Source organism: Moraxella cuniculi, from assembly GCF_900637105.1.
GTDB classification, from domain to species: Bacteria; Pseudomonadota; Gammaproteobacteria; order Pseudomonadales; family Moraxellaceae; genus Moraxella; species Moraxella cuniculi.
The window spans coordinates 1,270,124-1,294,671 of record NZ_LR134343.1 but is presented as its reverse complement, the minus strand read 5'-3'; the positions used below and the strand labels follow the sequence as shown (position 1 = coordinate 1,294,671).

The 24,548-nt window shown below is 42.6% G+C and carries 23 protein-coding genes and 1 pseudogene; 9 read left to right on the top strand and 15 right to left on the bottom strand.

All coding sequences use genetic code 11. From position 1 onward, the window contains the following. Positions 1 to 178: 178 nt before the first annotated feature. Positions 179 to 1,153: an NAD(P)H-dependent flavin oxidoreductase gene (locus EL162_RS05955; RefSeq protein ID WP_126330779.1), complete on the bottom strand. Its 975-nt coding sequence runs from the start codon at positions 1,151 to 1,153 to the stop codon at positions 179 to 181. A gap of 426 nt (positions 1,154 to 1,579) precedes the next feature. On the opposite strand from EL162_RS05955, the gene EL162_RS05950 reads away from it, so the two are divergent. After that, positions 1,580 to 2,452, top strand: a complete 873-nt coding sequence (locus EL162_RS05950; protein ID WP_126330777.1) for a WG repeat-containing protein — start codon at positions 1,580 to 1,582, stop codon at positions 2,450 to 2,452. Positions 2,453 to 2,768: 316 nt separating this feature from the next. Here the strand turns inward: EL162_RS05950 and EL162_RS05945 are convergent, their stop codons facing one another. Together EL162_RS05945 and EL162_RS05940 are read right to left on the bottom strand one after the other, a co-directional pair. Further along, positions 2,769 to 2,948, bottom strand: a complete 180-nt coding sequence (locus EL162_RS05945) for a hypothetical protein (protein WP_197718963.1) — start codon at positions 2,946 to 2,948, stop codon at positions 2,769 to 2,771. Continuing rightward, complete coding sequence (locus EL162_RS05940) at positions 2,948 to 3,631, bottom strand: DsbA family oxidoreductase (protein ID WP_126330775.1); 684 nt, start codon at positions 3,629 to 3,631, stop codon at positions 2,948 to 2,950. Before EL162_RS05940 ends, EL162_RS05945 begins: the two co-directional genes overlap by 1 nt. Before the next feature lie 108 nt (positions 3,632 to 3,739). Here EL162_RS05940 and EL162_RS05935 point away from each other — a divergent pair, with 108 nt between their 5' ends. Further along, the gene (locus tag EL162_RS05935; protein WP_126330773.1) at positions 3,740 to 4,078 is read left to right on the top strand and encodes a winged helix-turn-helix transcriptional regulator; all 339 of its coding nucleotides are present in this window, start codon (positions 3,740 to 3,742) and stop codon (positions 4,076 to 4,078) included. Between the two features lie 20 nt (positions 4,079 to 4,098). On the opposite strand, the gene EL162_RS05930 is transcribed toward EL162_RS05935, so the two are convergent. Next, a complete protein-coding gene (locus tag EL162_RS05930) occupies positions 4,099 to 5,049 on the bottom strand; it encodes a GlxA family transcriptional regulator (protein WP_126330771.1) in 951 nt (316 codons plus the stop codon). 146 nt (positions 5,050 to 5,195) lie between these two features. Between EL162_RS05930 and EL162_RS05925 the strand changes: the two genes are divergently transcribed. The 3 genes from EL162_RS05925 (at position 5,196) to EL162_RS05915 (ending at position 7,214) form a co-directional block, all read left to right on the top strand. Next, complete coding sequence (locus EL162_RS05925) at positions 5,196 to 5,990, top strand: MBL fold metallo-hydrolase (protein ID WP_126330769.1); 795 nt, start codon at positions 5,196 to 5,198, stop codon at positions 5,988 to 5,990. 135 nt (positions 5,991 to 6,125) lie between these two features. Continuing rightward, entirely contained in the window at positions 6,126 to 6,521 is a 396-nt protein-coding gene (locus tag EL162_RS05920; protein ID WP_126330767.1) for a nuclear transport factor 2 family protein, read from the top strand. A gap of 303 nt (positions 6,522 to 6,824) precedes the next feature. Continuing rightward, entirely contained in the window at positions 6,825 to 7,214 is a 390-nt protein-coding gene (locus tag EL162_RS05915; RefSeq protein WP_126330765.1) for a MerR family transcriptional regulator, read from the top strand. A 79-nt stretch (positions 7,215 to 7,293) separates the two neighbouring features. On the opposite strand, the gene EL162_RS05910 is transcribed toward EL162_RS05915, so the two are convergent. Further along, positions 7,294 to 8,253, bottom strand: a complete 960-nt coding sequence (locus tag EL162_RS05910; RefSeq protein WP_126330763.1) for a TIGR03571 family LLM class oxidoreductase — start codon at positions 8,251 to 8,253, stop codon at positions 7,294 to 7,296. 342 nt (positions 8,254 to 8,595) lie between these two features. On the opposite strand from EL162_RS05910, the gene EL162_RS05905 reads away from it, so the two are divergent. After that, positions 8,596 to 10,284 carry a DUF262 domain-containing protein gene (locus tag EL162_RS05905; RefSeq protein ID WP_126330761.1) on the top strand — a complete coding sequence of 563 codons (1,689 nt, stop codon included), beginning with the start codon at positions 8,596 to 8,598 and terminating at the stop codon, positions 10,282 to 10,284. A gap of 43 nt (positions 10,285 to 10,327) precedes the next feature. On the opposite strand, the gene EL162_RS10280 is transcribed toward EL162_RS05905, so the two are convergent. The 9 genes from EL162_RS10280 to EL162_RS05865 all read right to left on the bottom strand — a co-directional run bounded on the left by EL162_RS10280 (position 10,328) and on the right by EL162_RS05865 (position 20,402). Continuing rightward, positions 10,328 to 10,732, bottom strand: a complete 405-nt coding sequence (locus tag EL162_RS10280; protein ID WP_259772311.1) for a zinc-binding dehydrogenase — start codon at positions 10,730 to 10,732, stop codon at positions 10,328 to 10,330. Beyond that, the gene (locus EL162_RS05900; protein WP_259772310.1) at positions 10,659 to 11,315 is read right to left on the bottom strand and encodes a zinc-dependent alcohol dehydrogenase family protein; all 657 of its coding nucleotides are present in this window, start codon (positions 11,313 to 11,315) and stop codon (positions 10,659 to 10,661) included. Before EL162_RS05900 ends, EL162_RS10280 begins: the two co-directional genes overlap by 74 nt. Before the next feature lie 21 nt (positions 11,316 to 11,336). Next, positions 11,337 to 12,128, bottom strand: coding sequence for an SMP-30/gluconolactonase/LRE family protein (locus EL162_RS05895; RefSeq protein WP_126330759.1), 792 nt, complete (start codon positions 12,126 to 12,128; stop codon positions 11,337 to 11,339). An 18-nt stretch (positions 12,129 to 12,146) separates the two neighbouring features. Continuing rightward, positions 12,147 to 12,419 (bottom strand): hypothetical protein, encoded by a 273-nt coding sequence (locus tag EL162_RS05890; RefSeq protein WP_126330757.1) that lies wholly within the window; start codon positions 12,417 to 12,419, stop codon positions 12,147 to 12,149. Between the two features lie 357 nt (positions 12,420 to 12,776). Next, on the bottom strand, positions 12,777 to 16,016 hold the full coding sequence (gene carB / locus EL162_RS05885; RefSeq protein WP_126330755.1) for a carbamoyl-phosphate synthase large subunit: 3,240 nt from the start codon (positions 16,014 to 16,016) through the stop codon (positions 12,777 to 12,779). Positions 16,017 to 16,282: 266 nt separating this feature from the next. Beyond that, a complete protein-coding gene (gene carA, locus EL162_RS05880; protein WP_126330753.1) occupies positions 16,283 to 17,491 on the bottom strand; it encodes a glutamine-hydrolyzing carbamoyl-phosphate synthase small subunit in 1,209 nt (402 codons plus the stop codon). A 311-nt stretch (positions 17,492 to 17,802) separates the two neighbouring features. Then, entirely contained in the window at positions 17,803 to 18,231 is a 429-nt protein-coding gene (gene msrB, locus EL162_RS05875) for a peptide-methionine (R)-S-oxide reductase MsrB (protein ID WP_126330751.1), read from the bottom strand. Between the two features lie 213 nt (positions 18,232 to 18,444). Beyond that, complete coding sequence (locus EL162_RS05870) at positions 18,445 to 19,761, bottom strand: phosphotransferase (protein WP_126330749.1); 1,317 nt, start codon at positions 19,759 to 19,761, stop codon at positions 18,445 to 18,447. Positions 19,762 to 19,814: 53 nt separating this feature from the next. Then, positions 19,815 to 20,402 (bottom strand): MFS transporter, encoded by a 588-nt coding sequence (locus EL162_RS05865; protein WP_126330747.1) that lies wholly within the window; start codon positions 20,400 to 20,402, stop codon positions 19,815 to 19,817. 304 nt (positions 20,403 to 20,706) lie between these two features. Between EL162_RS05865 and EL162_RS10395 the strand changes: the two are divergent. Together EL162_RS10395 and EL162_RS05860 are read left to right on the top strand one after the other, a co-directional pair. Continuing rightward, positions 20,707 to 20,868: pseudogene (locus tag EL162_RS10395) on the top strand (aminotransferase class I/II-fold pyridoxal phosphate-dependent enzyme); the annotation flags it as partial. 168 nt (positions 20,869 to 21,036) lie between these two features. Further along, positions 21,037 to 22,278 carry an aminotransferase class I/II-fold pyridoxal phosphate-dependent enzyme gene (locus EL162_RS05860; RefSeq protein WP_126331686.1) on the top strand — a complete coding sequence of 414 codons (1,242 nt, stop codon included), beginning with the start codon at positions 21,037 to 21,039 and terminating at the stop codon, positions 22,276 to 22,278. Positions 22,279 to 22,636: 358 nt separating this feature from the next. Here EL162_RS05860 and EL162_RS10275 read toward each other — a convergent pair whose 3' ends face one another. Beyond that, the gene (locus EL162_RS10275; protein WP_259772309.1) at positions 22,637 to 22,759 is read right to left on the bottom strand and encodes a hypothetical protein; all 123 of its coding nucleotides are present in this window, start codon (positions 22,757 to 22,759) and stop codon (positions 22,637 to 22,639) included. A gap of 103 nt (positions 22,760 to 22,862) precedes the next feature. Between EL162_RS10275 and EL162_RS05855 the strand changes: the two genes are divergently transcribed. Next, positions 22,863 to 24,539 (top strand): nitrite/sulfite reductase, encoded by a 1,677-nt coding sequence (locus tag EL162_RS05855; RefSeq protein ID WP_126330745.1) that lies wholly within the window; start codon positions 22,863 to 22,865, stop codon positions 24,537 to 24,539. The last annotated feature ends 9 nt before the right edge of the window (positions 24,540 to 24,548 follow it).

The window sequence follows — 24,548 nt, the reverse complement described above, 5'->3', positions numbered from 1 at the left end:
TTGGTGAATTTACATTCATAAAAAGCAGGATAAGTTGGCAATCTCCACCCTGTAAACATCATCAATCACTTTTAATCACTTGGTGCAAATCAGGGGTAAAAACGACAACCTTAACCGCGTTATCACGCAAAACTGCTTGTACACCAAGCCCGATACTACAAAAATAAAAATAGCCAGATTATCTAAAATCCTGCATTAAATCATCAATCAAGGCTTGTACACTGCGGATTTCTTTGATAAGCGTCACGCCATTGCCCACCGAAATATAGCCCTCGTCCAAATTGCCTTCCAGCATTCCCAAACGCATTCCTGTGCCGAATTTGCTTGCTTTTTCAATCTCATCACGGCTGGCACCTTGGGCGTCCATCGCCACTAATTGCGTGCTGAGTGCGGTTGGGATTGAGCGGTAATAGGCTGGATTGGTTCGATAAATGTGCAAATCGTTGGCGGTGGTGCTGACAAGCAGCTGCTTGACATTGTCCGCCATACGGTTCTCAACGGTCGCCAAAAATGCCGTGCCGACATAAACGCCCTCCGCCCCCAACGCCAACGCCGCTCGCACACCCCGCACATCGGCAATACCGCCCGCCAACATCACGGGAATGTTGATTTCATCAACAATATGCGACACCACCGAAAACGAACCGATTTGTTGGGTCGGCAGCGTACCGCCCTCGTCAAAGCCCGTGCTGATGAAAATATCCGCCCCCACTTTCTCGGCAAAGCGTGCATTTTCAAGGGTTGGATTGAGCGGACGGAACAGTATTTTCAGCCCTGCATTTTTGAGTTTGGCGATAACCGGCTCAAAATCGTAGCCCTCAAAATAGTTAATCAACGCCACTGGTACTTGTTCGGCAATCAACAAATCGCTAATCGGCTCAATCATCGCCAAATCATAAGACAGCACCACTGGCACACCAAACGGCTTGTCGGTCAAGGCTTTTACCTTACGGATTTGCTCCTGCAACCGTGCCAATACTTCTTCATTGGAACGGGGATTGGTGGTCTGCCCTGCGTGCGGTGCAAGAAATCCCAAGCCACCAGCATTGCTCACCGCCGCCACAAAACGGGCGTCCGTCAGCCACGACATCGGTGCTTGAATAATCGGATAATCAATCCCCAAAATGTCGCAAATACGGTTAGTTTGTTTCATAAAAAATTCCTTAATGGGTAAAAGTTGGGGAAATTTTAACATCTTAAAATTTACGCTAGAATAGCGATTTATGGGAAGTTGGTTTTCATTTTTGGAAATAACAAGCGGTGGGATTGGCAGAAATTTCACCAAATCCTACCACTTTTATTTCTAAAACGGTGTTTGTTTTATCAACTCAAACCACTTCAATCCACGCGCTATCCGCCAAAATGTCCGCAACCGATGAATGTAGTTCTACTCCGTGCGACTCTTCAGCAAATAGCGGATAATCTTTTGCCATTAAATGCCAAACGCCAATGATAAGTTGTCCGTTTTGCTCGACAGTTTTTATAAAATTTTCCTAATTTTTGGGCTAAATAACATACATATATTAAAGATTTTTGTTTTATGACAAAATAGATAATATGACCAATCAATGCAAGGATTTTGCCATTTTATTTTGATATGAAAGACGGTATAATAAATCCATTTTTGCAATGGAACCAAAAAATGATACGCCCTTTTCTTAAAAAAGTCAGCTATCTTGTGGCAATGTTATTACCCTTTTTATTCTCACAAAATAGTCATGCCAATCCTTGCAAACGACCATCAAACAAACATGAACTTGATTATATTTCTTGTCCTTCTGAAGGGTTTTCGCGTGCTGAAAAAGGCAACAAAGCAGGGTTTGTGGATTTGTCTGGCAATCTTGTCATTCCTTTGATTTATGATAATGTGAATTTATTTAGCGATGGTTTGGCAGAAGTTGAAAAAGATGGGAAAATTTTTTTCATCAATCATCAAGGTAATATTGTCATTGAAATTCCTGATGGTGTGGAAGTTATTAGTGAATTTAAAGAAGGATTTGTTGTCATCAAACAAAGTTCCAAAATTGGCTTTATGGACAAAACAGGTAAAATTATCATTGATTTTCAATATGATAATGCGTCAGACTTTAGAGAAGGTTTGGCAATTGTTGAAAAAAATAACAAAAGCGGATTTATTGATAAAACAGGAACATTGGTTATTCCTTTTAACTATGATGAGACAAGCAAATTTTTTAATGGAGTTGCCAGCGTGAGAATCGGCAACAGATGGGGTGCAATTAATAATAAAGGCGAACTTATTATTCCAATGATTTATGATTTTATTAGTTATTTTAAAGATGGTGAAATAACCGATGCTCAATTAAATGGAGAGTGGATTAAAATTGACAAACAGGGCAAGCCAATCAAAGAGAATTTGGAATTTAAAGAGTCTGATAAAGGCGTTCGTCATCAAAAAATTCTTGAAATTTTAAATAAAAACAATGAATTTTAATAACACCCCCAACCCTAGTTCTCTACACCAAAAACCGTTGCAATAACTTTGTCTTTAATATTCCATTTTTGCTGTTTCAAACCACTTATCAAGGGAAAAAATGTTTGATTTTAAGGTATGTAGCGATAATGATAAGGCTATATTGAGCGAATTTGGGACAAAAATTCCCCATATTCAATTAGATGGGCAATTTAAGGTATGCTTTGGCGTATCACCACAAAATTTTAGGAAAATTTTGGTGAGTAAAAACATCGTTTATCACGGTAGGCGGTTTTTATTTTTGTGGAAACATGGAATAGGGAAAGAAGTTACTGTTTCAGCCAATCTGAAAGCCATTTTGCCAATTTTGCCCAAGCCGTGCCAATAAAAACTGCCCAATCGGCACAAACTGCCTGCCTGAAAGTGTCAATCCGTGTATCAAAATCAAATGCTTATCCGCACTTTGCCCACCCAAAATAATGGGTTTGGCAGACGGTGTAAATTCTAGGATTGCCATCAGTTGCACCCATCAATGCCACAGCTTGCACCTGTCAGACTATCCGTTTGATTATCTTGATAAACTTGGTTTAGTAGACCCAAAAGACTTCCCACAGGCATTGCTCCCGATGTGGCGGTTTTGCCGTCAAACACAAAAAACGGCACGCCTTGCACGCCAATCATTTTAGCTTCGTTCTCATCGTCTTTGACCGCTTGGATAAAATCATCAGAAGCGAGCATTGTTTTGGCATCATCGCCGTTTAAGCCTACCTCGTTTGCCAGCTTTGCCAAGGTTTCCCAATTTGCCAATTCCACATTATCGGTGAAATAAGCACGCATCAAGCGTTCGTTCATTTCACTTCCTTTACCCAAACTTTTTGCCCATTGATAGAGGCGGTGAGCATCGAAGGTATTGGTATTTTTCACGCCTGCATAATTCATTTCCAAGCCTGCTCGCTCGCCCATTTTTTCAATATGGGCAATCATTTCTAATGCCCCTTGCGGCGTTTTGGCGTATTTTTTCTCAATGCGTTCTTGAGTGGTATTGACTGCCGTTTTGCCTGCGTGTGGATAAAGTTCAAAGGCTTTAAACTCAATCTGTACGCTGTCTTTGTGGGCGAATTGTTCAAGGGCTTGTTCTAAATGGCGTTTGCCGATATAACAGTAAGGACAGGCATAATCTGACCAGATTTGGATTTTCATCATCATACTCCAATGGGCGGTTTAAAAAGTGAGCATATTATAATGGTGTATGATGTCAAAAAATAGTACGGTACTTATCGTAATATACTCACCTAAAGGAAAGTGTAAATGCTCAATGCCCCCAATTATCAAAATATCCAATCACTAGACGAAACAGGTTTTGGCTATGCCTTGTCGCTTATTGGCGGAAAATACAAAATGGTAATCTTGTTTTGGTTGCACCGCAATCCGCCCAATATGCGGTTTAACGAACTGCAACGCAAAATCGGCAAAATCTCGGTCAAAACATTGAGCCAATCGTTAAAAGAGCTGGAAAATGACGGCTTGATTATCCGCACCGAGTATCCGCAAATTCCGCCGAAAGTGGAGTATAGTTTGTCGGATAAAGGCTTGTCTTTAATACCGATTTTGGACGCTTTGTGCGAATGGGGCGAAAATAATCGTTAGGTTTTCAGGCAGCAATCGCTCTATTTTTCTATGCCCACAAACGCTCGTCGCCAGTCATTTGGGGTGATTTGGTAGCGGGTTTTGAAATGTTGGTGGAAACTGACGGTATTTTGAAAACCTGCCCGTTCGCTGATTTGCTCAATGGATAATGAAGTATTTTCTAATAATGTAAGGCTGTTTTTTAGGCGAAGATGAATAATCCATTGGGTCAAACTCGTGCCAGTCGCCTTTTGGAAGTGGCGGGTAAAGGTGCGGCGGCTCATTGCCAGTTGTTCGGCAAGTTCGTCAATGCGGTAGCAAGCGGTCGGATTTTGCTGAATTTTGGCAAGTAGTTGGTTGATTTGCTGGTCTTTGCTCACAATCGGCAGAGGTTGGTCAATAAATTGTGCCTGTCCGCCCTCACGGTGGGGCGGAACGACCATCATTCGTGCGATTTTATTGGCGACACGGCTGCCGTGAAATTTCCGCACGATATAAAGACAACAATCCAAACTCGCCGCCGTGCCAGCCGAAGTAATCAGCCGATTTTCGTCCACATAAAGGGCGTTGGTATCTAGCTGAATGCTCGGAAAACGCAGACTGAAATCACTTTCGGCAAACCAATGTGTTGCCGCTTTTTTACCGTCTAGTAAGCCTGAATATGCCAATGCATACGTGCCATAGCACAAGCCGACTACCATTGCCCCACGTGTATAGGCTTGACGTAGGGCATGCTGCACCTCGGGTGTAGGTGGTTCATTGATATCGTGCCAGCCTGCCACAATCAGCATATCCATTTGTTCGGCAAGGGATAAATCCCCATCGCAAGGTAGCGTGGACGATTGGTCGGATGAGGCGTTGAGAATGAAAAGCTCAAACCATTTTTCGGCGTAAAGGTCGCCAAACACCATCTGTGGCACGGCAAATTGAAACAGATTGACTTTGGACAACCCTCCAAAATCAAACAGACCGATTTTTGGGCAATTGGGCATAAAATTTTTTCCTGTTTATGAAAATTGACCCAATTCTTTCGTAAAATGGCTTAAATGTCAATTTTTTCTCGGTATGATTCTTGTTATAATAGTGTCCATTCCGCAACAAGCGGTTAGTTTTTCAAAAAAATTTACTAGAGGCAAAAATGACCACACAAATTCACTACCAACATATTCGCAACGCCACCGCTCGTTTGACTTATGCAGGGGTAACTTTCTTGATTGACCCGTATTTGGGCGAAAAAGGGGCGTATGCGGGCTTTGAAGGCACAGTCAATAGCGAATTACGCAATCCGTTGATTGACTTGCCTTTTTCCATTGCAGAAACCTTAAAAGGCGTGGACGCAATTATCGTTACCCATACCCACGATGACCACTGGGACGAGGCGGCTCAAAAGCACTTGCCCAAAGATTTACCGATGTTTGTGCAAAATGCTGGCGATGCGCGTTTAATCCGTTCGCAAGGTTTCCAAAATGTGCAGGTGATGGGGCAAGGCACGGCATTTCAAGGGGTAACGATGTTTAAGACAGGCGGTCAGCACGGCACCGACCAGATGTATTCAATCCCAATGCTTGCCGAAATCGCAGGCGATGCGATGGGCGTGGTGTTTACCGCACCCAATCAAAAAACGCTCTATTTGGTGGGCGACACGCTTTGGAATCATCATGTTGAACACGCCTTGCAAACGCACCGCCCTGATGTGCTGGTACTCAACGCAGGACAGGCAAAATTACAAGGCTTTGACGGCAGCCTGATTATGGGGCAAGAAGATGTGTTGCTCGCCAGCCAAAAAATGCCGAATGCCCAAATCATCACTGTGCATATGGACGCCGTGAACCACACCACCGTAACCAGCGAGCAAATGCGTCAATTTGTCAAAGAGAACGGCTTGGGAAAACAAGTTGCCGTGCCAAAAGAGGGCGAAACCGTAACCTGCTAATTTTTGCAAGCGGTGGGATTTTGGGGAAATTTTGCAAAATTGCACCGCTTTTTATTTTCAGGCAGCCTGAACGCAAAAACAATGGTAAAATCGCACCGTTTTTTTTCTAACATCTTATCAACATAAGGAATTTTTATGACTGCATTAACTACTGTCGTGAATTATTTAACCGCCCTTGATAAAGGCGACATGCCAACCGCTTTTTCCGCCTTTGCCGAAGACGTGAAATGGCACCAACCTGGTAACAACAAATTTTCAGGCGTAAAAATCGGCGCGGCGCAAATCGGCGAAATGATTGGGCAAATGATGGCAGACACCCAAGGCTCATTCGCCCTCGCCCCAAATGGCAATTTAATGATCAACGGCAATTTGGTTGCCTGCCCTGTGCGTTTTTCGGGCAAAAAAGCGGACGGCTCGCAAATGGATATGACGGGCATGGATTTGTTTGAAGTGGTGGACGGCAAAATCCAAACCGTCTGGCTGTTTTCAGACGACCAAGCCGCCGAAGATGCGTTTTGGGGCAAGGCGTAACGCAATACAAGCGGTGGGATTTCTCAAAAGTTTTGCAGAATCCCACCGCTTGTTTCATTTACTCGCTAGGCTGACAGTCACATTTTTGCGATGTGCATTGACAATGATCACAGCAAGGATTTTCCTGACAATAGCATTTTTCTGGGGTGCATTTGCAGTTTTCGCAGCACGGTGTGTGGGTGTTTTTCATTGTGTATTCCTCTTTAAATTAAAAGTTGTAAAACGATTGACGGGCTTGATTTTCCCATCACGGATAGTATAATCCCTAACCATAGGTTAAGGTCAAGTAAGGAGCTTAAAAAAATGCACATTAAACAAGTTGCCGATTTGACAGGATTATCTGCCAAACAAATTCGCGATTATGAAAAACATCAATTATTGCCGACTGTCCGCCGTACTCTGTCGGGCTACCGCACCTACAACGAGCAAGATGTTGAACGATTGAAATTCATTCATCATTCAAGGGAAGTGGGCTTTTCCATCGCTCAAATCAAAGAGTTGGTACATCTTTTAGATACCCCTTCCCCACATCAATGCAAAGATGTGAAACAATTTACCCGCTTGCATTTGCAATTTCTCACGCAAGAAATTGACCGCCTAGAAAAAATGCGACAAACCTTACAGCAATGCTACGATGAGTGTGCTGGCGATGAAAATGCTTATTGTGCAATCCTAGAACATTTGAAAAATTAAAACGTAAGCGGTGGGATTTTAAGAAATTTCCCAAAATTCCACCGCTTGTTTTTTTATTTAGCCCAATCAACCCGCTAACCTACATTTTCGCCAACACATTTTCTGCCAAATCTTGCAACACCTCGGCAGTTGGGCGGCTCGTTGGTTTGAGATTTAGCGTGATGTGTGCCAAGCCTTGCGCTTTCTGCTCTTGCCAAAATTCACACAACGCATTTGAGCCACCTCGCAAATAAATGTTATTAAACAGTTGGGCAGGGGCGTTCGGATTCTCCAACACTTCTACAAAATTGGCGTAACCAAACGGATGCCAAAAACCGTCTTGATTTAATTCAGCCAGCGTTTTTACAATATTTGCCGTCTGTTTTGGATCGACACCATGCCAAATCCACGCGTCAGGCACATTGGCAAGCCACTGCATTTCCTGTCTTGCTCGCCCAATCGCTACTATCGGCAGAGGTTGTGTTGGTTTCGGCAACAAATCCAACTCGCCCGTTAGATTGCCGTAATGCTTGCCTTGATAATGTGGAAAAGTCTGCTCGGTCAAGGTTTTAATCATCTCAATGCTTTCACGAAAACGCTCGGCACGATTTTCAAAGGCAGCCTGAAAAGCAGGGTATTCAATCGGACGGTCGCCACTAGACAGCCCCAGTACAAACCGATTGTCACTGAGGGTTGCCAGACTGACTGCCGTTTTGGCGATATGAATCGGCGAGCGAAGCGGTGCAACCAGCCCTGCTGTGCCAAGGGCGATTTTGTGCGTTTTGGCGGTCAAAAAGCCAAGCGTGACGATAGGATCAAGCCCCTGACCTACATCGCCAAAATTGGGGTCAAAAAACGGTACATCTCGCACCCAAAGCGCAGAAAAGCCCAATTTCTCCGCCAAAACCGCCGTATCGCCGATGTCGGTCAGATTATCAGGGATATGCTCGGCATAACCCTTGAAAGGGGCGATTAACCCAAATGTCAGCTTATCTTTTTGAAAAATTTGCGAAAAACCTGCGTGATTGGCAAGTTTTGGGGGAATATTAAAATTTTGCATAGAGCATCGTTCAGCTTAAAAATAAACGCTATTTTAATTTGGCATGAGTGGAAATAGAATAGTGAAAAATGGAAAGATGATTTCTATTGATGAAAACAAAGAGTGCAATCCTGCAAAAGTTTTGTGAGATTTTATTGTTTGTTAGGGTGGAAGTTTCGGTTGAATGGATTTGGTATCATGAAATTTATTTCAAAATGTGATTTTTGCACTTTTTTTATTTGAAAAATATTTTCTGATTATAATTTTATTTTAGATGATAAAATAAACTGAAAAGTATATTATTGCATAGGATAGTTTATCCATGTAAAATATCAATGTTGTGGTTTTTAATTGAGGAAAAATATGAGTATTCAAGATTACGCCATTCAAGGTGAAGCATTTTATTTGAGTGGAATATTCAGTTCAAAATTTCAATATGAAATTCCCGATTATCAGCGACCTTATTCTTGGGAAGAGGAACATATCAAGCAATTATTTGATGATTTGTACGAATTTTATCAACGACAAACCGATGAGAGCTACTTTTTAGGCAGTGTTGTCGTTATCAAACAAGATAACAAACCCAAAGCAGATGTAGTAGATGGGCAACAGCGTTTGACTAGCTTAACCATATTAATCGCAGCTTTAACACACCATTTTTCAGATGAAGATAAATCTGAAGGTCAAGAGATTTTGCAGCAACCAGCAAAGAAATCACAAAACCTTACCGCACAACCAAGGCTAACTCTTCGCCAGCGTGATAAAGATTTTTTCAGAAAATATATTCAAGAACTGCAATTTGATAAATTAAATAATTTAAATATAGAGCACGATTGTAAAAATGACGCTCAACGAAATATAGTTAAAAATGCTAAAGCTATACTTAAGTGTATTGAAAATAAATTTAATAACGACAGTACAGCCGTTTTTAACTTTTTCAGTTTTTTAATTCAAAAATGCTGCTTAGTGATTGTATCTACCCCTAGCCAAAAATCAGCATTTCGCATTTTTTCTGTGATGAATAACCGTGGTTTGGATTTGTTACCAACTGATATTTTGAAGGCTGATTTAATTGGAAAAATTACCGATAAACAAGATGAGCATACCAAAAAATGGGAAGATTTAGAGCAAGAGCTAGGACGAAATCTTTTCAATGAGTTGTTTGCTCATATCCGTATGATTGAATTAAAGAAAAAAGCCCAAAAAAGCATTTTAGAAGAATTACAAGAATTGATTGTTCCAAAAATTCCATCTATCCCAGCTTTTATTGATAATGAATTGTCTAGTTACACTGCTGCATTTAGAGCATTGAAAAATAGTAACTATCAAATAGACCAATATCAGGTAGACATCAATGAATATATAAAATGGTTAAATCGTATTGGTTTTTCTGAATGGTTGCCTGCTGCTATTCTATTTTTACATCAAAAGCCTAGCAATGAACAGACATTGGCATTTTTTAAGCAACTTGAAATATTAAGTTCTTATCTGCATTTATCAGCCAAAGATGTTAATAAGCGTATTGAACGCTATGGTTTGATATTGAAAGAATTGCAGGATAATCCAAAAGCGTGCAGTGAGAGCCTGCGATTGAGTGATGAAGAAAAGCAATCTTTTAGAAAACTATTGGATGGTAATATTTATAATGAAATGACTGCGGTCAGAAGAAATTACATCATTTTAAGATTAGATGCAATGATTTCTGATGGTGGGGCAACTTATCAACACAAAGATGGTTTGCTAACAATTGAGCATGTGTTGCCACAGACTATTACCCCTGAAAGCCAGTGGCAACAATGGTGGTCTGATGACAAACATCAATTATGGCTACACCGATTAGCCAACCTAGTACCGCTTAATAAAAGAAGAAATTCTGCTGCATCCAATTGGGAGTTTAAAGTTAAGAAAGAAAAATATTTTCGTGGAAATAACAATGTTTCATCGTATGCTTTAACTACTCAAGTGTTAGATAAAGAAGAATGGACACCAGAAATAGTAGAAGAAAGACAGAAAGAATTATTAGATTGTCTGTATAAAGGCTGGATGCTTTAAAAAGTAATGCCGTCTGAAACCAACTTCTAGACGGCATTTTTATTTACACCTTCACCAAAATCTTCCCAATCTGTTGGTTGCTTTCCAGATAGTGGTGAGCTTCAATCATTTCATCAAAGGCAAAAGCCTTGTCAATTTCAGGCTGCAACTGACCGCTTGCCAAGCCGTCAAACACAAATTTTTTCGCTTTGGCGAGTTTTTCTGGCACGGTGGTGATTTCAAACAGTTCATAGCCTCGCACCGTGAGATGTTTGCCCAAAATCGGAAACACTGGCACGGCGATGTCATCGTGGCTTAATGCACCGTAAATGATGTAACGTCCATTGTGTGCCATTGCATTGATAATTTTTGCCGCTTCTTTACCGCCCACTGGGTCAAACACCAAATTCACGCCTTTGCCGTCCGTGATTTCCAGCAATTTGGCGGTAACATCGCTCGCTGGTGGCAATCACAAAATCCGCCCCTTTTTGTCGCAACACATCGCCTTTGGCGTGGGTGCGAGACAGGGCAATCACGGTCGCCCCTTGCTGCTTGGTGATTTGGATTGCCGCCAGCCCCACCGAACTGGTCGCCGCCCCCAGCACCACAAAATCGCCTGCCTGAATGTTGCCGAATTCCACCAAGCCACCATAAGCGGTAACGAACATCATCCAACTGGCGGCAGCTTGTTCCATTGTGAGATTGTCAGAGTGCTTGACCACAGCGTGAGCGGGCAAATTGACCACTTCGCCATAAGTGCCGTATTCGGTGAACATAAATGACGGAATCACGCTCACTTTGTCGCCAATGGCAAATTCGCTCACGCCCTCGCCCACCGCCACGACCTCGCCAGCCCCTTCGTAGCCCATCGTGGCAGGGAAAACAGGCTCAATCACATAAGCTCCTGCCCGATACATCGCCTCGGCACGGTTTAGACCTAACACCGACATTTTAATTTGCACCTCGTGCGATTTCGGCTCGATAGGGCTAATCTCAACGATTTTTAACACATCAGGCGAACCTGTTTGATGAAATTGAATTTGTTTGCTCATTGTTTTTCCTTAAATAGAGGATTATTTTGTCTCAAAATACGCCATTTTATTTCTGTAAAATGAGCCGAGATAATAGGTTTTCCTCACTGGTAACACAGTTGAAACACCGCTAAAATCTTGAGTATATTTGCCTTTAAAAATAGCGTCGGTTGCCAAATTATCAGGGTTGATGGTCGTAATATGATAATCTTTCAGGCAGTCATAAGTCATTGAATTGCCACAACTTTCCGTGCAAGAGCCTGCGGTAATGAGTTTGTCGTTCGCCCAATGCAAATTATCAAAAACACCATAATCAAGCGTAGCGGTTGCGACAATTTTGGTCGGATTGGTATTGGTGAGTTTGCTGATATTTTTCATATGGGCGACATAAATAAATTGCCCGTCTTTGGATAATTCAATGCCGTTATTGCCCGTAAATTCCGAGCCTTGCAATTTTTCAAATTGGCGGGTTTTGGGCGTCCAGCGATACACCGCCCCCGTGATTTTGCCGGCAAACATATCCGCCAAAGTGTATTGGGGGTGCATCATCACCGTGGCATAAATTGAGCCGTCTGACCCCGAAACCACGCTGTTTGCTGCAAAATCATTCGGCATCCGCACATTGCCCAGCCAAGTCAAAGCAGGCTTGGCACGGCTTGCATCAACTTCAAAAATTTCAATGGTTTCACGGGTGATATTGTTGTCTTTGCCGTTGTGATTGACGACATACAACAGCGATTTCCCCTGCCCGATTTCACGCAAACTGATACCGTGAGCCTGCATTTCATCAGGCAGCGGTTGTGGCTGACTGTCAGGATATTGCTCTGACGGCAAGCTTGCTTTCGGGGCGATCTATCTTTGGCTAATTTTGCTTTCACCATCAATCAAGTGCAAACCGCTGTTATTCGCCATACCGCTCGCTATCAGCCATTTGGTATTGGGGATTTGCACCAAATCCTCAGGGCTTTGTAAACCATTGATATATTGCAGATTTTCAACCTGCGTAACGCCATCAAACGAAGATTGGGCGGATTTGGCTTTAGCAAGCTGGCTCATCGGCGTACACGCCACGCCAACCAAACCCAAAGCAACAACGAGTAAACTGCGGTGAAATAATTTGTTCATAAAAATACCCTCAATGTATAACAGTTGAGAGTATTTTAGCCTTGTGAATATTGAAATGGAATGGCGATTTATGGGAAGTCTATTTTCATTTTTGGAAATAACAAGCGGTGGGATTTCTGAAAATTTTTGCAGATCAGATTTTTAAATTGGATAGTTATCATAAAAATGAGATAATTTCAAAGAAAATATCAAAATAACTTCCATATATAAAAAGGAAAACCGATGGATTTAAACACCCTCCAAGCGTTCATGTCTATGACATAAGCCCAATCAGATGGATTGGGCTTATATTTATAATTAGCTACGGTTTATCAGGCTAGCCTTTGGTAAGCTGTATCATCAGCCAGCCTATTGCATTCATGCATTATGCAAATCCTGCAAACGATAAACAGCAAATGGCAGCTTCACCTGATACGCCATACACATCGCCTCTGCTGCACTCATTGTCGTAACATAGAACAATTTTGCCTGCAAAGCACTGCGGCGAATCAAGAATGAATCCTCTTGAGCCCGTTTGCCTTCGGTGGTATTAATCACCAAATGAATTTCACCATTTTTAATCATATCTACAATATGAGGGCGACCTTCATTGACCTTATTAATACGCTCACAATCAATACCTGACTCAATCAGCACCTGCTGTGTACCACCAGTTGCCACCAATTGAAAGCCATAATCAACCAACTGTTTGGCAATTTTTGGTAAGTTTTTCTTATCACTATCACGCACAGACAAGAAGGCTTTTTTGACTTCGCCTGCTGTTGGCAATCCCGGCAAGCGTTCATTTGAGCCAATCACCGCCTTATAAAATGCCTCGCCAAAGCTCTTGCCAACACCCATTACCTCGCCTGTCGATTTCATTTCTGGGCTTAGAATTGGATCAACGCCCGGGAATTTGGCAAATGGGAAAACCGCCTCTTTTACCGAATAATGCTTTGGCACAATCTCGCTCACAAAGCCCTGTTCGACAAGCGACTTGCCTGCCATACAGCGTGCAGCAACTTTTGCCAGTGATACACCAATGCACTTTGAAACAAAAGGCACGGTGCGGCTGGCACGCGGATTCACCTCAAGAATATAGACAGTGTTATCCTTGACGGCATACTGCACATTCATCAGACCAACTACGCCCAGCTCTTTTGCCATGGCAATGGTCTGCTCGCGAATTTGATTTTGGATTTTATCGCTTAGCGAATACGGCGGCAAGCTACAGGCAGAGTCGCCAGAATGCACCCCTGCTTGTTCAATGTGCTGCATGATGCCGCCAATCACCACATCTTTGCCATCTGATACACAATCCACATCGACCTCGATGGCATCGTCCAAAAATCTATCCAGCAAAACTGGTGCTTCATTGGAAGCCTGTACCGCCTCACGCAAATAGCGTTTTAGTTCATCTTCGTTATAAACAATCTCCATCGCACGACCGCCCAATACATAAGAAGGACGCACCACCAAAGGATAGCCAACGCCTTGTGCCTTAATCAGCCCCTCTTCGCTGCTGGTTGCTAATGCATTTGGTGGCTGATTTAGACCCAACTGGTGAAGCATACGCTGAAAACGCTCACGATCTTCGGCACGGTCAATAGCATCGGGACTGGTGCCGATGATTGGCACGCCTGCCTCTTCTAGCGAACGAGCCAGTTTTAATGGCGTTTGACCACCATACTGCACAATCACGCCTTTTGGATTCTCGGTGCGTACGATTTCTAGCACATCTTCTAAGGTTACAGGCTCAAAATACAAGCGATCAGAAGTATCATAATCGGTTGAAACCGTCTCTGGGTTACAGTTCACCATGATGGTCTCAAAACCATCTTCACGCATTGCCAAAGCCGCATGGACACAGCAATAATCAAACTCAATCCCCTGACCGATACGGTTCGGGCCACCGCCAATCACCATGATTTTGTCCTTGTCGGTTGGATTGGCCTCGCACGCTTCATCATAGCTTGAGTACATATAGGCTGTTGAGGTTTCAAATTCGGCAGCACAAGTATCCACGCGTTTATACACTGGATATACGCCAAGCCCCCAACGCTGCTTGCGGAATTGTTTTTGGCTGATACCCATCAAATTGGCAATGCGTAAATCACTCATGCCTTTTCGCTTAAATTGACGAACATTATCAGCAGTCAAATCACTAAGCCCAAGTGTTTTGATGTGATTTTCGGTCTTGACAATATCCTCAATCTGCACCAAGAACCATTTATCAATCTTGGTATATTCAAACACTTCATCAATACCCATGCCATGACGAAACGCCTCCGCCAAATAGAAAATTCTCTCTGGTGTTGGAATGCTTAGGCGGTTTTTGATTTCGCTGGTGATTTCTTCATCTGCCCTACCCTCAAGCTCAATCACCTCATCAAAGCCTGTCGCTCCCGTCTCAAGTCCACGTAGTGCTTTTTGCATAGATTCTTGGAAATTGCGACCAATTGCCATCACCTCGCCCACAGATTTCATCTGTGTGGTTAGGGTATTTTCCGCTTGTGGGAATTTTTCAAAATTAAAACGAGGCAATTTGGTAACGACATAATCAATAGACGGCTCAAATGATGCTGGCGTCTTGCCACCTGTAATGTCATTTTTTAGCTCATTAAGCGTATAGCCCACCGCAAGTTTGGCGGCGATTTTGGCAATTGGAAATCCTGTCGCTTTTGATGCCAGTGCCGATGAACGGCTGACACGCGGATTCATCTCAATCACCACCATGCGGCCATTTTGTGGATTGATACCAAATTGCACATTAGAGCCACCTGTCTCAACACCAATCTCACGCAAAACAGCAATAGAGGCGTTACGCATTAGCTGATATTCTTTGTCAGTAAGCGTCTGAGCAGGGGCAACAGTGATGCTATCGCCTGTATGCACGCCCATTGGGTCAAAGTTTTCAATAGAGCAAACGATGATACAGTTGTCATTTTTATCACGCACCACCTCCATCTCGTACTCTTTCCAGCCGATTAAACTCTCGTCAATAAGCAGCTGATGGGTTGGTGATAAATCAAAACCTCGCTCGCAGATTTCAATAAATTCTTCACGATTATAAGCAATACCACCGCCAGAGCCGCCCATCGTAAAAGATGGACGAATAATCACAGGAAAGCCAAATCGTGCCTGAATCTCCAACGCCTGTTCCATCGTCTCTGCCACATCAGCACGCGGACATTCCAGTCCGATTTTTTTCATCGCTTTATCAAACAGCTCGCGATCTTCTGCCTTTTCGATGGCTTCTTTGGTAGCACCGATTAGCTCGCAGCCATATTTGGCAAGCACTCCATGCTTATCCAAATCCAATGCACAGTTCAGTGCCGTCTGCCCACCCATCGTTGGCAAAATCGCATCAGGACGCTCTTTGGCAATAATCCCCTCGACAGTCTGCCAAGTGATCGGCTCGATATAAGTTGCATCTGCCATCGTAGGATCGGTCATGATGGTCGCAGGATTTGAGTTCACCAAGATAACTCGATAGCCCTCTTCTTTTAAGGCCTTGCAAGCCTGAGCTCCTGAATAGTCAAATTCACAGGCTTGCCCAATCACAATCGGACCTGCCCCAATGATGAGAATGGATTTTATATCATTGCGTTTTGGCATAGGATTTCTCTCTTTTTAAATTTAATATCAAATGAATTAAAAAGCCATTACAAGCTGCTTATTTGACTGCTGACCATTTGGCTTGTTTGTTTGATTTTGCTGGTTAAAATCTATAAATTGGTAAGTTAATCAAATCTTTATATCAGGCAGGGCAATATAAATTACTTTTATTTTTGAGCCGTTATGAAGTAAAGAAGGCAATATCTTAAAATTAGCCCAAAACATAAAGAAACGCAAAGTACGAACGCTCGTACTTTGCTGATATTTTACGCCTTAGACTTCTCAATCTCACACACAAATCTATCAAACAACACGCTACAATCATGAGGGCCGGGGCTGGCTTCGGGGTGTCCTTGGAAACTAAATGCAGGGTGATCCGTCAGCTCAATGCCTTGATTAGAGCCGTCAAACAATGAACGATGCGTAGGCTTAACATTGGCAGGCAAGCTTGATTCATCAACGCAGAACCCATGATTTTGGCTGGTGATCATCACCGTCCCATCAGCAAGATTTTGTACAGGGTGGTTCGCTCCATGATGGCCAAATTTCATTTTTAAAGTTTTTGCCCCACTTGCCAAAGCAAGCAACTGATGCCCAAGACAGATGCCAAATACAGGGATATCAGTCTTGGTAATAATATGACGAATCGCTTCGATGGCATAGACGCATGGCTCTGGATCGCCAGGGCCGTTGGACAAAAAAATCCCATCTGGATTGTGTGCCAGTACTTGCTCGATTGGCGTGGTTGCAGGCATAACCGTTACATGACAACCTCTATCCACCAGCATACGCAAAATGTTGGTCTTTACGCCAAAATCATAAGCAACAATGCGGTATTTTTGCTCAATATCTACAGTCAATTGGCGAAAACGACCGCCAGTTTGGCTTGTTTTGCCATTGCGTCCATCATGGGCAAGCTGCCATGAGCCTTCTGTCCATTCATAGCCCTCTTGATCGCAGCATACTTTTGCCAAATCCTGACCCTTCATTGACGGTGCCGCTTTGGCAAGTGCCACCGCCCGTGCTTCATCAATCTGCCCATCGGCATCTGCTGTCATAATACAGCCATTTTGTGCACCTGTGTTGCGTAGCAAGGTTGTCAGGCGGCGTGTGTCAATATCGGCAATCGCAACAACCTGCTGGGCTTGCAGATATTCTGACAAAGAAGTTGTGGCACGAAAATTGCTGTGCAATAATGGCAAATCACGAATAATCAGACCCGTTGCCCAAACTTTGTGCTGCCGACCTGACTCCACATCTTCGTCATTGCACCCCGTGTTGCCAATATGCGGATAGGTCAGCGTAACCATCTGCCCTGCATAGCTTGGATCGGTCAAAATTTCTTGGTAGCCTGTCATGGCTGTATTAAATACCACCTCACCGACCGTACTGCCCGCTGCACCAATGCTTATACCACGAAAAATCGTACCATCAGCCAGTGCCAAAATCGCCTTTTGGGTTGCTTGAGCGTTCATGAATCTGCCCCAAATTTATTATTAAATATAAATAATTATTAAATATAAAATAAAATTTGCCAAATTTTGGATAAAATTTTTTTGCGAAAACTCGCTCAAATACCAATCAATTGGCAAAAATCGCCCACAAAAAAGCGAATGATTAAAACAAATAACTTATCCTTGCGTTACTGCTAAGATAAAGTTAAAAGTCTTCATAATCACTCGCTCGTTGTAGATTTTGGTTATTATATACAAAAAAATACAAAAAAGCTAGACATTAGCAAAATATTTTTGGCAAATGCCAAGAAAATCACCCAAGCCCAGTAGTATCACACGCCTGCCTTGTCATTGGCGTCCAATAGCAAAGCTGCCGAGTTGATACAATAACGCAGCCCTGTATCAGTAACAACATTATCATCAAACACATGACCCAAATGCCCACCACAGTGATGACACACAACCTCTGTACGCTGCATACCATGCGATAAGTCCAGTCGCTCATCAACCGCATCATCGGCAATCACGGCATCAAAACTCGGCCAGCCACAGCCTGAATGAAATTTGGCACGACTATCAAACAGCGGCGTATGGCAACCCTTGCAGCGATACACTCCTGCCAGTGTCGTATCGGTATAAGCACCTGTAAACGCTCGCTCCGTACCCTGCTGCCGTAGCACATGATACGACAAGGCATCTAGCCTGTGCTGCCAATCAGCCTCACTCATCGCATGAATGGTTTTCTTATCCAAAATTTTCATGACGCAATTTCATCTCCTGTTTTAAAATGAAATAACAAATGCCATCATTTGACAGTTTAACTTGCCAATAAATCAAAATCAACACGCCAAAAGCCAATTTGTCGTAGCATATCAGCCATTAAATTAAATCCTCATGACTAGATGCAGCTTTGTTTAAAACAATCTGCGTGTCAAATTTTTCCATCATAACATTGACAATGTTGGCACTTGGCACTACATTTTGTCGTTATTTGCAATAAGCAGCTCATTAAAATATCTCCATTTGTCCATATAGTCTTCTGATAATTTTTGCAATTTTTTATCAAATTTGGAAAATTTTAATAACTGCTCCTTTTTAAATAAAACAAACTCCATTAAAATCCCAAGCCATTGCTCATCATCAAGTTCTACTAAATATTTATTTAACAGAACAAACATATCTTTTGTGTCAATATTGTTCCTAGGGTGCGATAATAAAGTCAAAACATCAAACCAATAATAACCAACGCCAGACAAATCCCAATCTATTATCTTTGCATCGTCGCCAAGCACCATGATATTGTCAGGGTGTAGATCGCCATGTATGATGGTTTTTGTTAAGAAATTATTGATAATCTTTATATTCTTTTGATCATGAAAAATCTCTTGTATGGTTGGCAGCTGAGCCAATCTATAATGCTTGAGCATGGTGCCGTTTTGCATACCCAAATTCTTAAATGAGCTTAAAATTTTATCGCAGTACTCATAAATTTTGGAGCCATCTTGTATGTCCGAAAGATGCACAGACCCATAGTAGGCAGCTCTTAGAATCACCTGATTATTTTTATTGATGATTTTCAATTCATCTGTAGCATTAAAATACCAATTGGCATAATCAACGCTACCAACCAAAGAATCTTTATGCTCTGTTGGATATACTTGGTCAAAATAAAGCTGATTGTCCTCGTATGATATTGCGTTGATTTTTTTGGTGAGTGGATTTTTTGAAACAACAAAAGACCAATTTGGTTGAGATTTATACTGTATCACAAACAAAACGACAAGCAAAGCAGAAGCAACAGCCAACACCAACCAATTGCCATATACAACATCTTGGTAGAAAAAAGACACACCAATATGTATAAGGCTTGTGATGACAGCAGTAAATAGCCCGAGCATTGACAAAGCAGTAGCGATGGATTCTTGAAATGGTATGCGGTTGGTCAGCTCAGCTGAAATAAACGGTCGAAAACTTGCCTTAAAAACGCACAGCAACAAAAATCCCAAAATAAACCAATCACTTGTTGATAACAGTGCATAAGAAACAGCAAATAGCACAATCAGAACAGCCAGCTGTCGCTGAAAATTTGGCATTTTTTGGCAAAATTTTAAAAAATATTTCGCACCCAAAGATGAGGCAATATTACCCAAAACAAAACTCACCCCAAGCGTGATAAGCACATTAAACTGCCCCAGACTTGCAATCTGCGACTGGATTGTCTTATGGTTGATTAGCACCACTGAACCAAAAATTACCCCAATCAACCAAATAGCAAGATATGCTTTATTCATAAGCGTAAAGCCAATGACTAATTTTAACCTGTTTTTCTCTTGGGTAATTTGGCTTAAGATAGATTGTTTGGCAATAAATTTGCCACATTCTGGCAGTTTTTGCAAAAAAGCAGCCCAGTTGCGAACAAGATGATTTGTAATACAAAAGCAAGTTTTGGGGCGAAAAAATAAGCGATACAGCCAATAATTAAAAATAAAATACCAATAAAATAAAACCGAGATTCTAAGTCAATGACAAAATTTTTAAACTCAGTGTTGCTTTTGTGATTGGCAACAAAGGCACTTTTTACTAATGCCATATCCGCCCCAGAATAACAACACTGGGCAACAGCTATGCTGATTAGATACAAATGATAAGCCAAAACAGAATCAATAAAAATCAAGACAGCACAAGAGATGATTTGCAAAATAAGACCCAGCGATAATATCTTTTTTTGCCCAAACTTATCTGCCAACATACCAAATGGCAGTTCAAAAATCATCGGCAAAAGATAATAAATCCCCGAAATCAATAAAATATCAGCAACTGTCAGCCCCAGCTGTTCTTCCAAAAATAGAAACAAAATCGGTACAATTAACGCTGTGGACTTACAATAATAAAACCAAGAAAAATTCTTTTTGATTTTTGTCATGCTATTCATGTTTATACTTCCTTGTTAGCCACAAAATCCCTGCCCTACATAAAATATATTTTTAAAATATCGCTCAATCATATCACACTCCCAATCTATGCTGCAATATAATAAAAACACCAACACCACACGATAGCAAGTCTGCCGAATAAAATTCAATCATCTTGCAACTATTTCTTGCAAAATATCAAAATTTCATCAAAAATCCATAAATCAGATTAAAAATAAATAAAATTAGCTCAATTTCGTATAGAATAACTTGCAATCTAGCACCACTTGGCATATAATCAGCAAAAATTTCACAATCTCCCTTATGAATAATACAAAGCAAACCGCCAAATCTCAAGGCATACGCCTAAAAAACAGACGCAAGGCACTTGGCCTGTCAGCCCAAGAACTTGCTGACAAAATGGCTGCACTTGGCACGCCTGTCAGTCGTGGTGCGATTGCCAATTGGGAGTGTGGCAAAAATGGCATTGTCATCAGCAAACTTCCTGCATTGGCAGCGGCATTACAAATTGACGAAAGCTACCTGCTGACTGGCACAACTTATAATACCACCCCCAATCAGCACAACGCATCAACACAGCCAGCCTCTGGCAGGCACACCCAAACCCACCCCACCCACCTGCGAGAACAGTCCATGTCCGAACCAGTTTTACTCAAAAAATCCAACAAACTTGCCAATGTTTGCTATGACATTCGTGGCGAGCTGCTACAAACTGCCAACCGCATGGAGGCAGAAGGTCAGCGTATCATCAAGCTAAACATTGGCAACCCTGCCCCTTTTGGACTGCTGGCACCTGAAGAGATAGTCCGTGATGTGGCGATGAACCTGCCTGAGGCCTCGGGCTATTCGGATTCACAAGGGATTTTTGCTGCTCGCAAAGCCGTACTGCAATACTATCAAGCCAAAGGCTTGGTCAGTGCCACTGATGTTGGTGATGTTTATATCGGCAATGGGGTCAGCGAGCTGATTGTCATGACCATGCAGGCACTGCTTGATGATGGTGATGAGGTGCTAATCCCAATGCCAGACTACCCCCTGTGGACGGCAGCAACCAATTTGGCAGGTGGCAAGGCGGTGCATTATCGCTGCAAAGAAGAAGATGACTGGCAGCCTGATTTGGCAGACATACAAAGCAAAATCACCCCTGCCACCAAAGGCATTGTCATCATTAATCCAAACAATCCAACAGGTGCTGTCTATCCAGAGCATACCTTGCGAGCCATCGCCGATATTGCCAAAAAACACAATCTGGTCATCATGGCAGATGAGATTTATGACCGCATTTTGTACGATGATGCGGTACATATCCCCATGTGCACCATCAGCAACGACTGCTTGGTACTGACCTACAACGGTCTGTCAAAATCTCACCGCATTGCAGGCTATCGCTCTGGCTGGCTGATGCTGTCAGGCAAAAAAGACCACGCCCAAGACTTTATCGAAGGCTTGACCATGCTTGCCAGTATGCGACTGTGTGCCAACACGCCAGCACAATACGCCATTCAAACAGCGATGGGCGGCTACCAATCCATGCAAGCACTCACCGCCCCCACAGGCAGATTGTGCAAGCAGCGAGATTTGGCAGTCAACAGGCTAAACGCCATCAAAGGCATCAGCTGCACCTTGCCAAAAGGAGCGTTTTATTGCTTTGCCAAAATCGACCGCAGCGTCTATCCTATTGATGACGACATGAAATTTATGATGGAACTGCTCATCGAAGAAAAAGTACTGATGGTACAAGGCACGGGATTTAACTGGGATTTGCCAGACCATTTCCGTGTGGTGTTTTTGCCGAATTTAAGCGATTTGGAAGATGCCATGGACAGACTGGAACGATTTTTTGCCAAAAAACGCTTAGAGTTTGGGACGGAATAAACAGCCAAATACAGCAAACAAGTTATTGCTTGTTTGCTGTGGTTTTTCTAATCAATCAAATCACAAACATGGTTGCAGGGTTGCAAATTGGCTTTGTTGAAATTGCCATAAATTTATCTATACAAATGCCAAAACCCATTTTCAAAACCCATTTTCAAAACCCATTTTCAAAACCCATTTTCAAAACCCATTTTCAAAACCCATTTTCAAAACCCATTTTCAAAACCCATTTTCAAAACCTAATTTCAAAACCTAATTTCAAAACCTAATTTCAAAACCTAATTTCAAAACCTAATTTTAAAACCTAATTTTAAAATTTTATCTTGCTGGGCATTTTGCTGTTTGAAATTCTGTCAAATCAGTTATACAATATCAACTTCTGTGCCAAAGTTTGTGGCTGCGTCAGCCCTAGCACCATCATCACCGCCAGCAAAGCCCCAAATAGCACAGCATATCCCCAAACCACTGGGCGATATTCCATTTTTGCATTTTAAATTTTTGTCAGCACCGCTTAACATGGTGCGTCATATTCATAAATAGCTACAACAAAAAGCTCCCATTAGCATTAAGCCAAAGGATTAACAATGTATCAATACAGCTATGCCGATCAAAAATTGGTTGATGAACGAGTTGCACAGTTTCGCGATCAGACTGAGCGTTTTTTGGCAGGACAATTGCCAGAGGAGCAATTTTTGCCTTTACGCCTCCAAAACGGCTTGTACATTCAGCGTCATGCACCGATGTTGCGTATCGCCATTCCTTATGGCTTAATGTCAAGTCAGCAGCTGCGGTGCTTGGCCGAAATCGCTCGTGATTATGACAAGGGCTATGGGCATTTTACCACGCGTACCAATATGCAGCTGAACTGGGTTGAGCTGGCTGAAGTTCCTGACATTCTTGCCAAGCTGGCTGCCAATCAGATGCACGCCATTCAGACCTCTGGCAACTGTATCCGCAACACCACCACCGACCCTTATGCAGGTATCCATGCTGATGAAATCGCCGACCCTCGCCCATATTGCGAGATTATTCGTCAATGGAGTACCTTCCACCCTGAATTTGCTTTTTTGCCTCGCAAATTCAAAATCGCCGTCATCGGCACAAAGGCTGACCGTGCCGCCACACAGGTGCATGATATTGGTCTGCACTTGGTCGAAAAAGATGGCGAAATTGGCTTTGAGGTTTTGGTCGGTGGCGGCTTGGGTCGCACGCCAATCATCGGCAAGGTTATCAATGAATTTTTGCCACGCCGTCATTTGTTAAGTTATCTTGATGCCATCTTGCGTGTCTATAATCTTGAAGGTCGCCGTGATAATAAATACAAAGCACGAATTAAAATCTTGGTCGAAAGTCTGGGCAAAGAGGTTTTTGCCGAAAAAGTTGAACAAGCATGGCAAGCCAGCAAAGATGGCGAGCTGACCTTGAGCGATGCCCATTTTGCCAAAGCCCAAAGCTATTTTAGCGAGCCTGCGTATGAAAGCATTGACACACTGACCGCCCAAGAAACGCTACAGCAGTTTTTGCAAAATACAGATTTTAACAACTGGTATCAACACAACACGGTCGCCCATAAGGTTAATGGCTACAAGGCGGTAATCATCTCACTAAAAGCTGGCGTGGTTGATGGTCGCTATGTGCCAGCAGGTGATATTACCGATAAGCAAATGTTTGCTTTGGCGGAGCTTGCGGATAAATACAGTCTGGGCGAAATCCGTGCCACGCACCAGCAAAACTTGGTATTAAGCGATGTCAAAATCAGTGATTTGTACCAATTATGGCAAGCACTTAGCGAGTTAAACTTGGCACGAGCAAATATCGGCACCCTAACCGATATGATTGTTTGCCCTGGATTTGATTATTGTGCTTTGGCAAATGCCACAACGCACAACATTGCCGAGTCCATCGAAAAGCAGTTTGATGATTTGGATTACCTATACGACCTAGGCGATATTCGTCTGAATATGTCAGGCTGTATGAATGCCTGTGCCCATCACCATGTTGGCGATATTGGCATTCTTGGCGTGGACAAAAAGGGCGAACATTGGTACCAAATCAGCCTTGGTGGCAACTCTGGAGAAAATGCCAAGCTGGGTCAAATTCTCGGTCGTGCCGTTGCCGCCGATGAAGTTGCCAGCACCATCGCCACCATTGTCAATGTCTACAAAAACGAACGCATTGAAAGCGATGATCATATCGAAAGTTTCGCTCAAGCTGTTGAAAGATTGGGCATTGCACCGTTTAAAGCTGCCGTTTATAACTAAACCACAAGG

What these genes read in the sequence shown, in the direction of transcription:
- EL162_RS05955 (WP_126330779.1), bottom strand. Translation starts at nt 1,153, where the DNA reads ATGAAACAAACTAACCGTATTTGCGACATTTTGGGGATTGATTATCCG.
- EL162_RS05945 (WP_197718963.1), bottom strand. Translation starts at nt 2,948, where the DNA reads ATGGCAATCCTAGAATTTACACCGTCTGCCAAACCCATTATTTTGGGT.
- EL162_RS05940 (WP_126330775.1), bottom strand. Translation starts at nt 3,631, where the DNA reads ATGAAAATCCAAATCTGGTCAGATTATGCCTGTCCTTACTGTTATATC.
- EL162_RS05935 (WP_126330773.1), top strand. Translation starts at nt 3,740, where the DNA reads ATGCTCAATGCCCCCAATTATCAAAATATCCAATCACTAGACGAAACA.
- EL162_RS05930 (WP_126330771.1), bottom strand. Translation starts at nt 5,049, where the DNA reads ATGCCCAATTGCCCAAAAATCGGTCTGTTTGATTTTGGAGGGTTGTCC.
- EL162_RS05925 (WP_126330769.1), top strand. Translation starts at nt 5,196, where the DNA reads ATGACCACACAAATTCACTACCAACATATTCGCAACGCCACCGCTCGT.
- EL162_RS05920 (WP_126330767.1), top strand. Translation starts at nt 6,126, where the DNA reads ATGACTGCATTAACTACTGTCGTGAATTATTTAACCGCCCTTGATAAA.
- EL162_RS05915 (WP_126330765.1), top strand. Translation starts at nt 6,825, where the DNA reads ATGCACATTAAACAAGTTGCCGATTTGACAGGATTATCTGCCAAACAA.
- EL162_RS05910 (WP_126330763.1), bottom strand. Translation starts at nt 8,253, where the DNA reads ATGCAAAATTTTAATATTCCCCCAAAACTTGCCAATCACGCAGGTTTT.
- EL162_RS05905 (WP_126330761.1), top strand. Translation starts at nt 8,596, where the DNA reads ATGAGTATTCAAGATTACGCCATTCAAGGTGAAGCATTTTATTTGAGT.
- EL162_RS05900 (WP_259772310.1), bottom strand. Translation starts at nt 11,315, where the DNA reads ATGAGCAAACAAATTCAATTTCATCAAACAGGTTCGCCTGATGTGTTA.
- EL162_RS05890 (WP_126330757.1), bottom strand. Translation starts at nt 12,419, where the DNA reads ATGAACAAATTATTTCACCGCAGTTTACTCGTTGTTGCTTTGGGTTTG.
- carB (WP_126330755.1), bottom strand. Translation starts at nt 16,016, where the DNA reads ATGCCAAAACGCAATGATATAAAATCCATTCTCATCATTGGGGCAGGT.
- carA (WP_126330753.1), bottom strand. Translation starts at nt 17,491, where the DNA reads ATGAACGCTCAAGCAACCCAAAAGGCGATTTTGGCACTGGCTGATGGT.
- msrB (WP_126330751.1), bottom strand. Translation starts at nt 18,231, where the DNA reads ATGAAAATTTTGGATAAGAAAACCATTCATGCGATGAGTGAGGCTGAT.
- EL162_RS05870 (WP_126330749.1), bottom strand. Translation starts at nt 19,761, where the DNA reads ATGAATAAAGCATATCTTGCTATTTGGTTGATTGGGGTAATTTTTGGT.
- EL162_RS05865 (WP_126330747.1), bottom strand. Translation starts at nt 20,402, where the DNA reads ATGAATAGCATGACAAAAATCAAAAAGAATTTTTCTTGGTTTTATTAT.
- EL162_RS05860 (WP_126331686.1), top strand. Translation starts at nt 21,037, where the DNA reads ATGTCCGAACCAGTTTTACTCAAAAAATCCAACAAACTTGCCAATGTT.
- EL162_RS10275 (WP_259772309.1), bottom strand. Translation starts at nt 22,759, where the DNA reads ATGGAATATCGCCCAGTGGTTTGGGGATATGCTGTGCTATTTGGGGCT.
- EL162_RS05855 (WP_126330745.1), top strand. Translation starts at nt 22,863, where the DNA reads ATGTATCAATACAGCTATGCCGATCAAAAATTGGTTGATGAACGAGTT.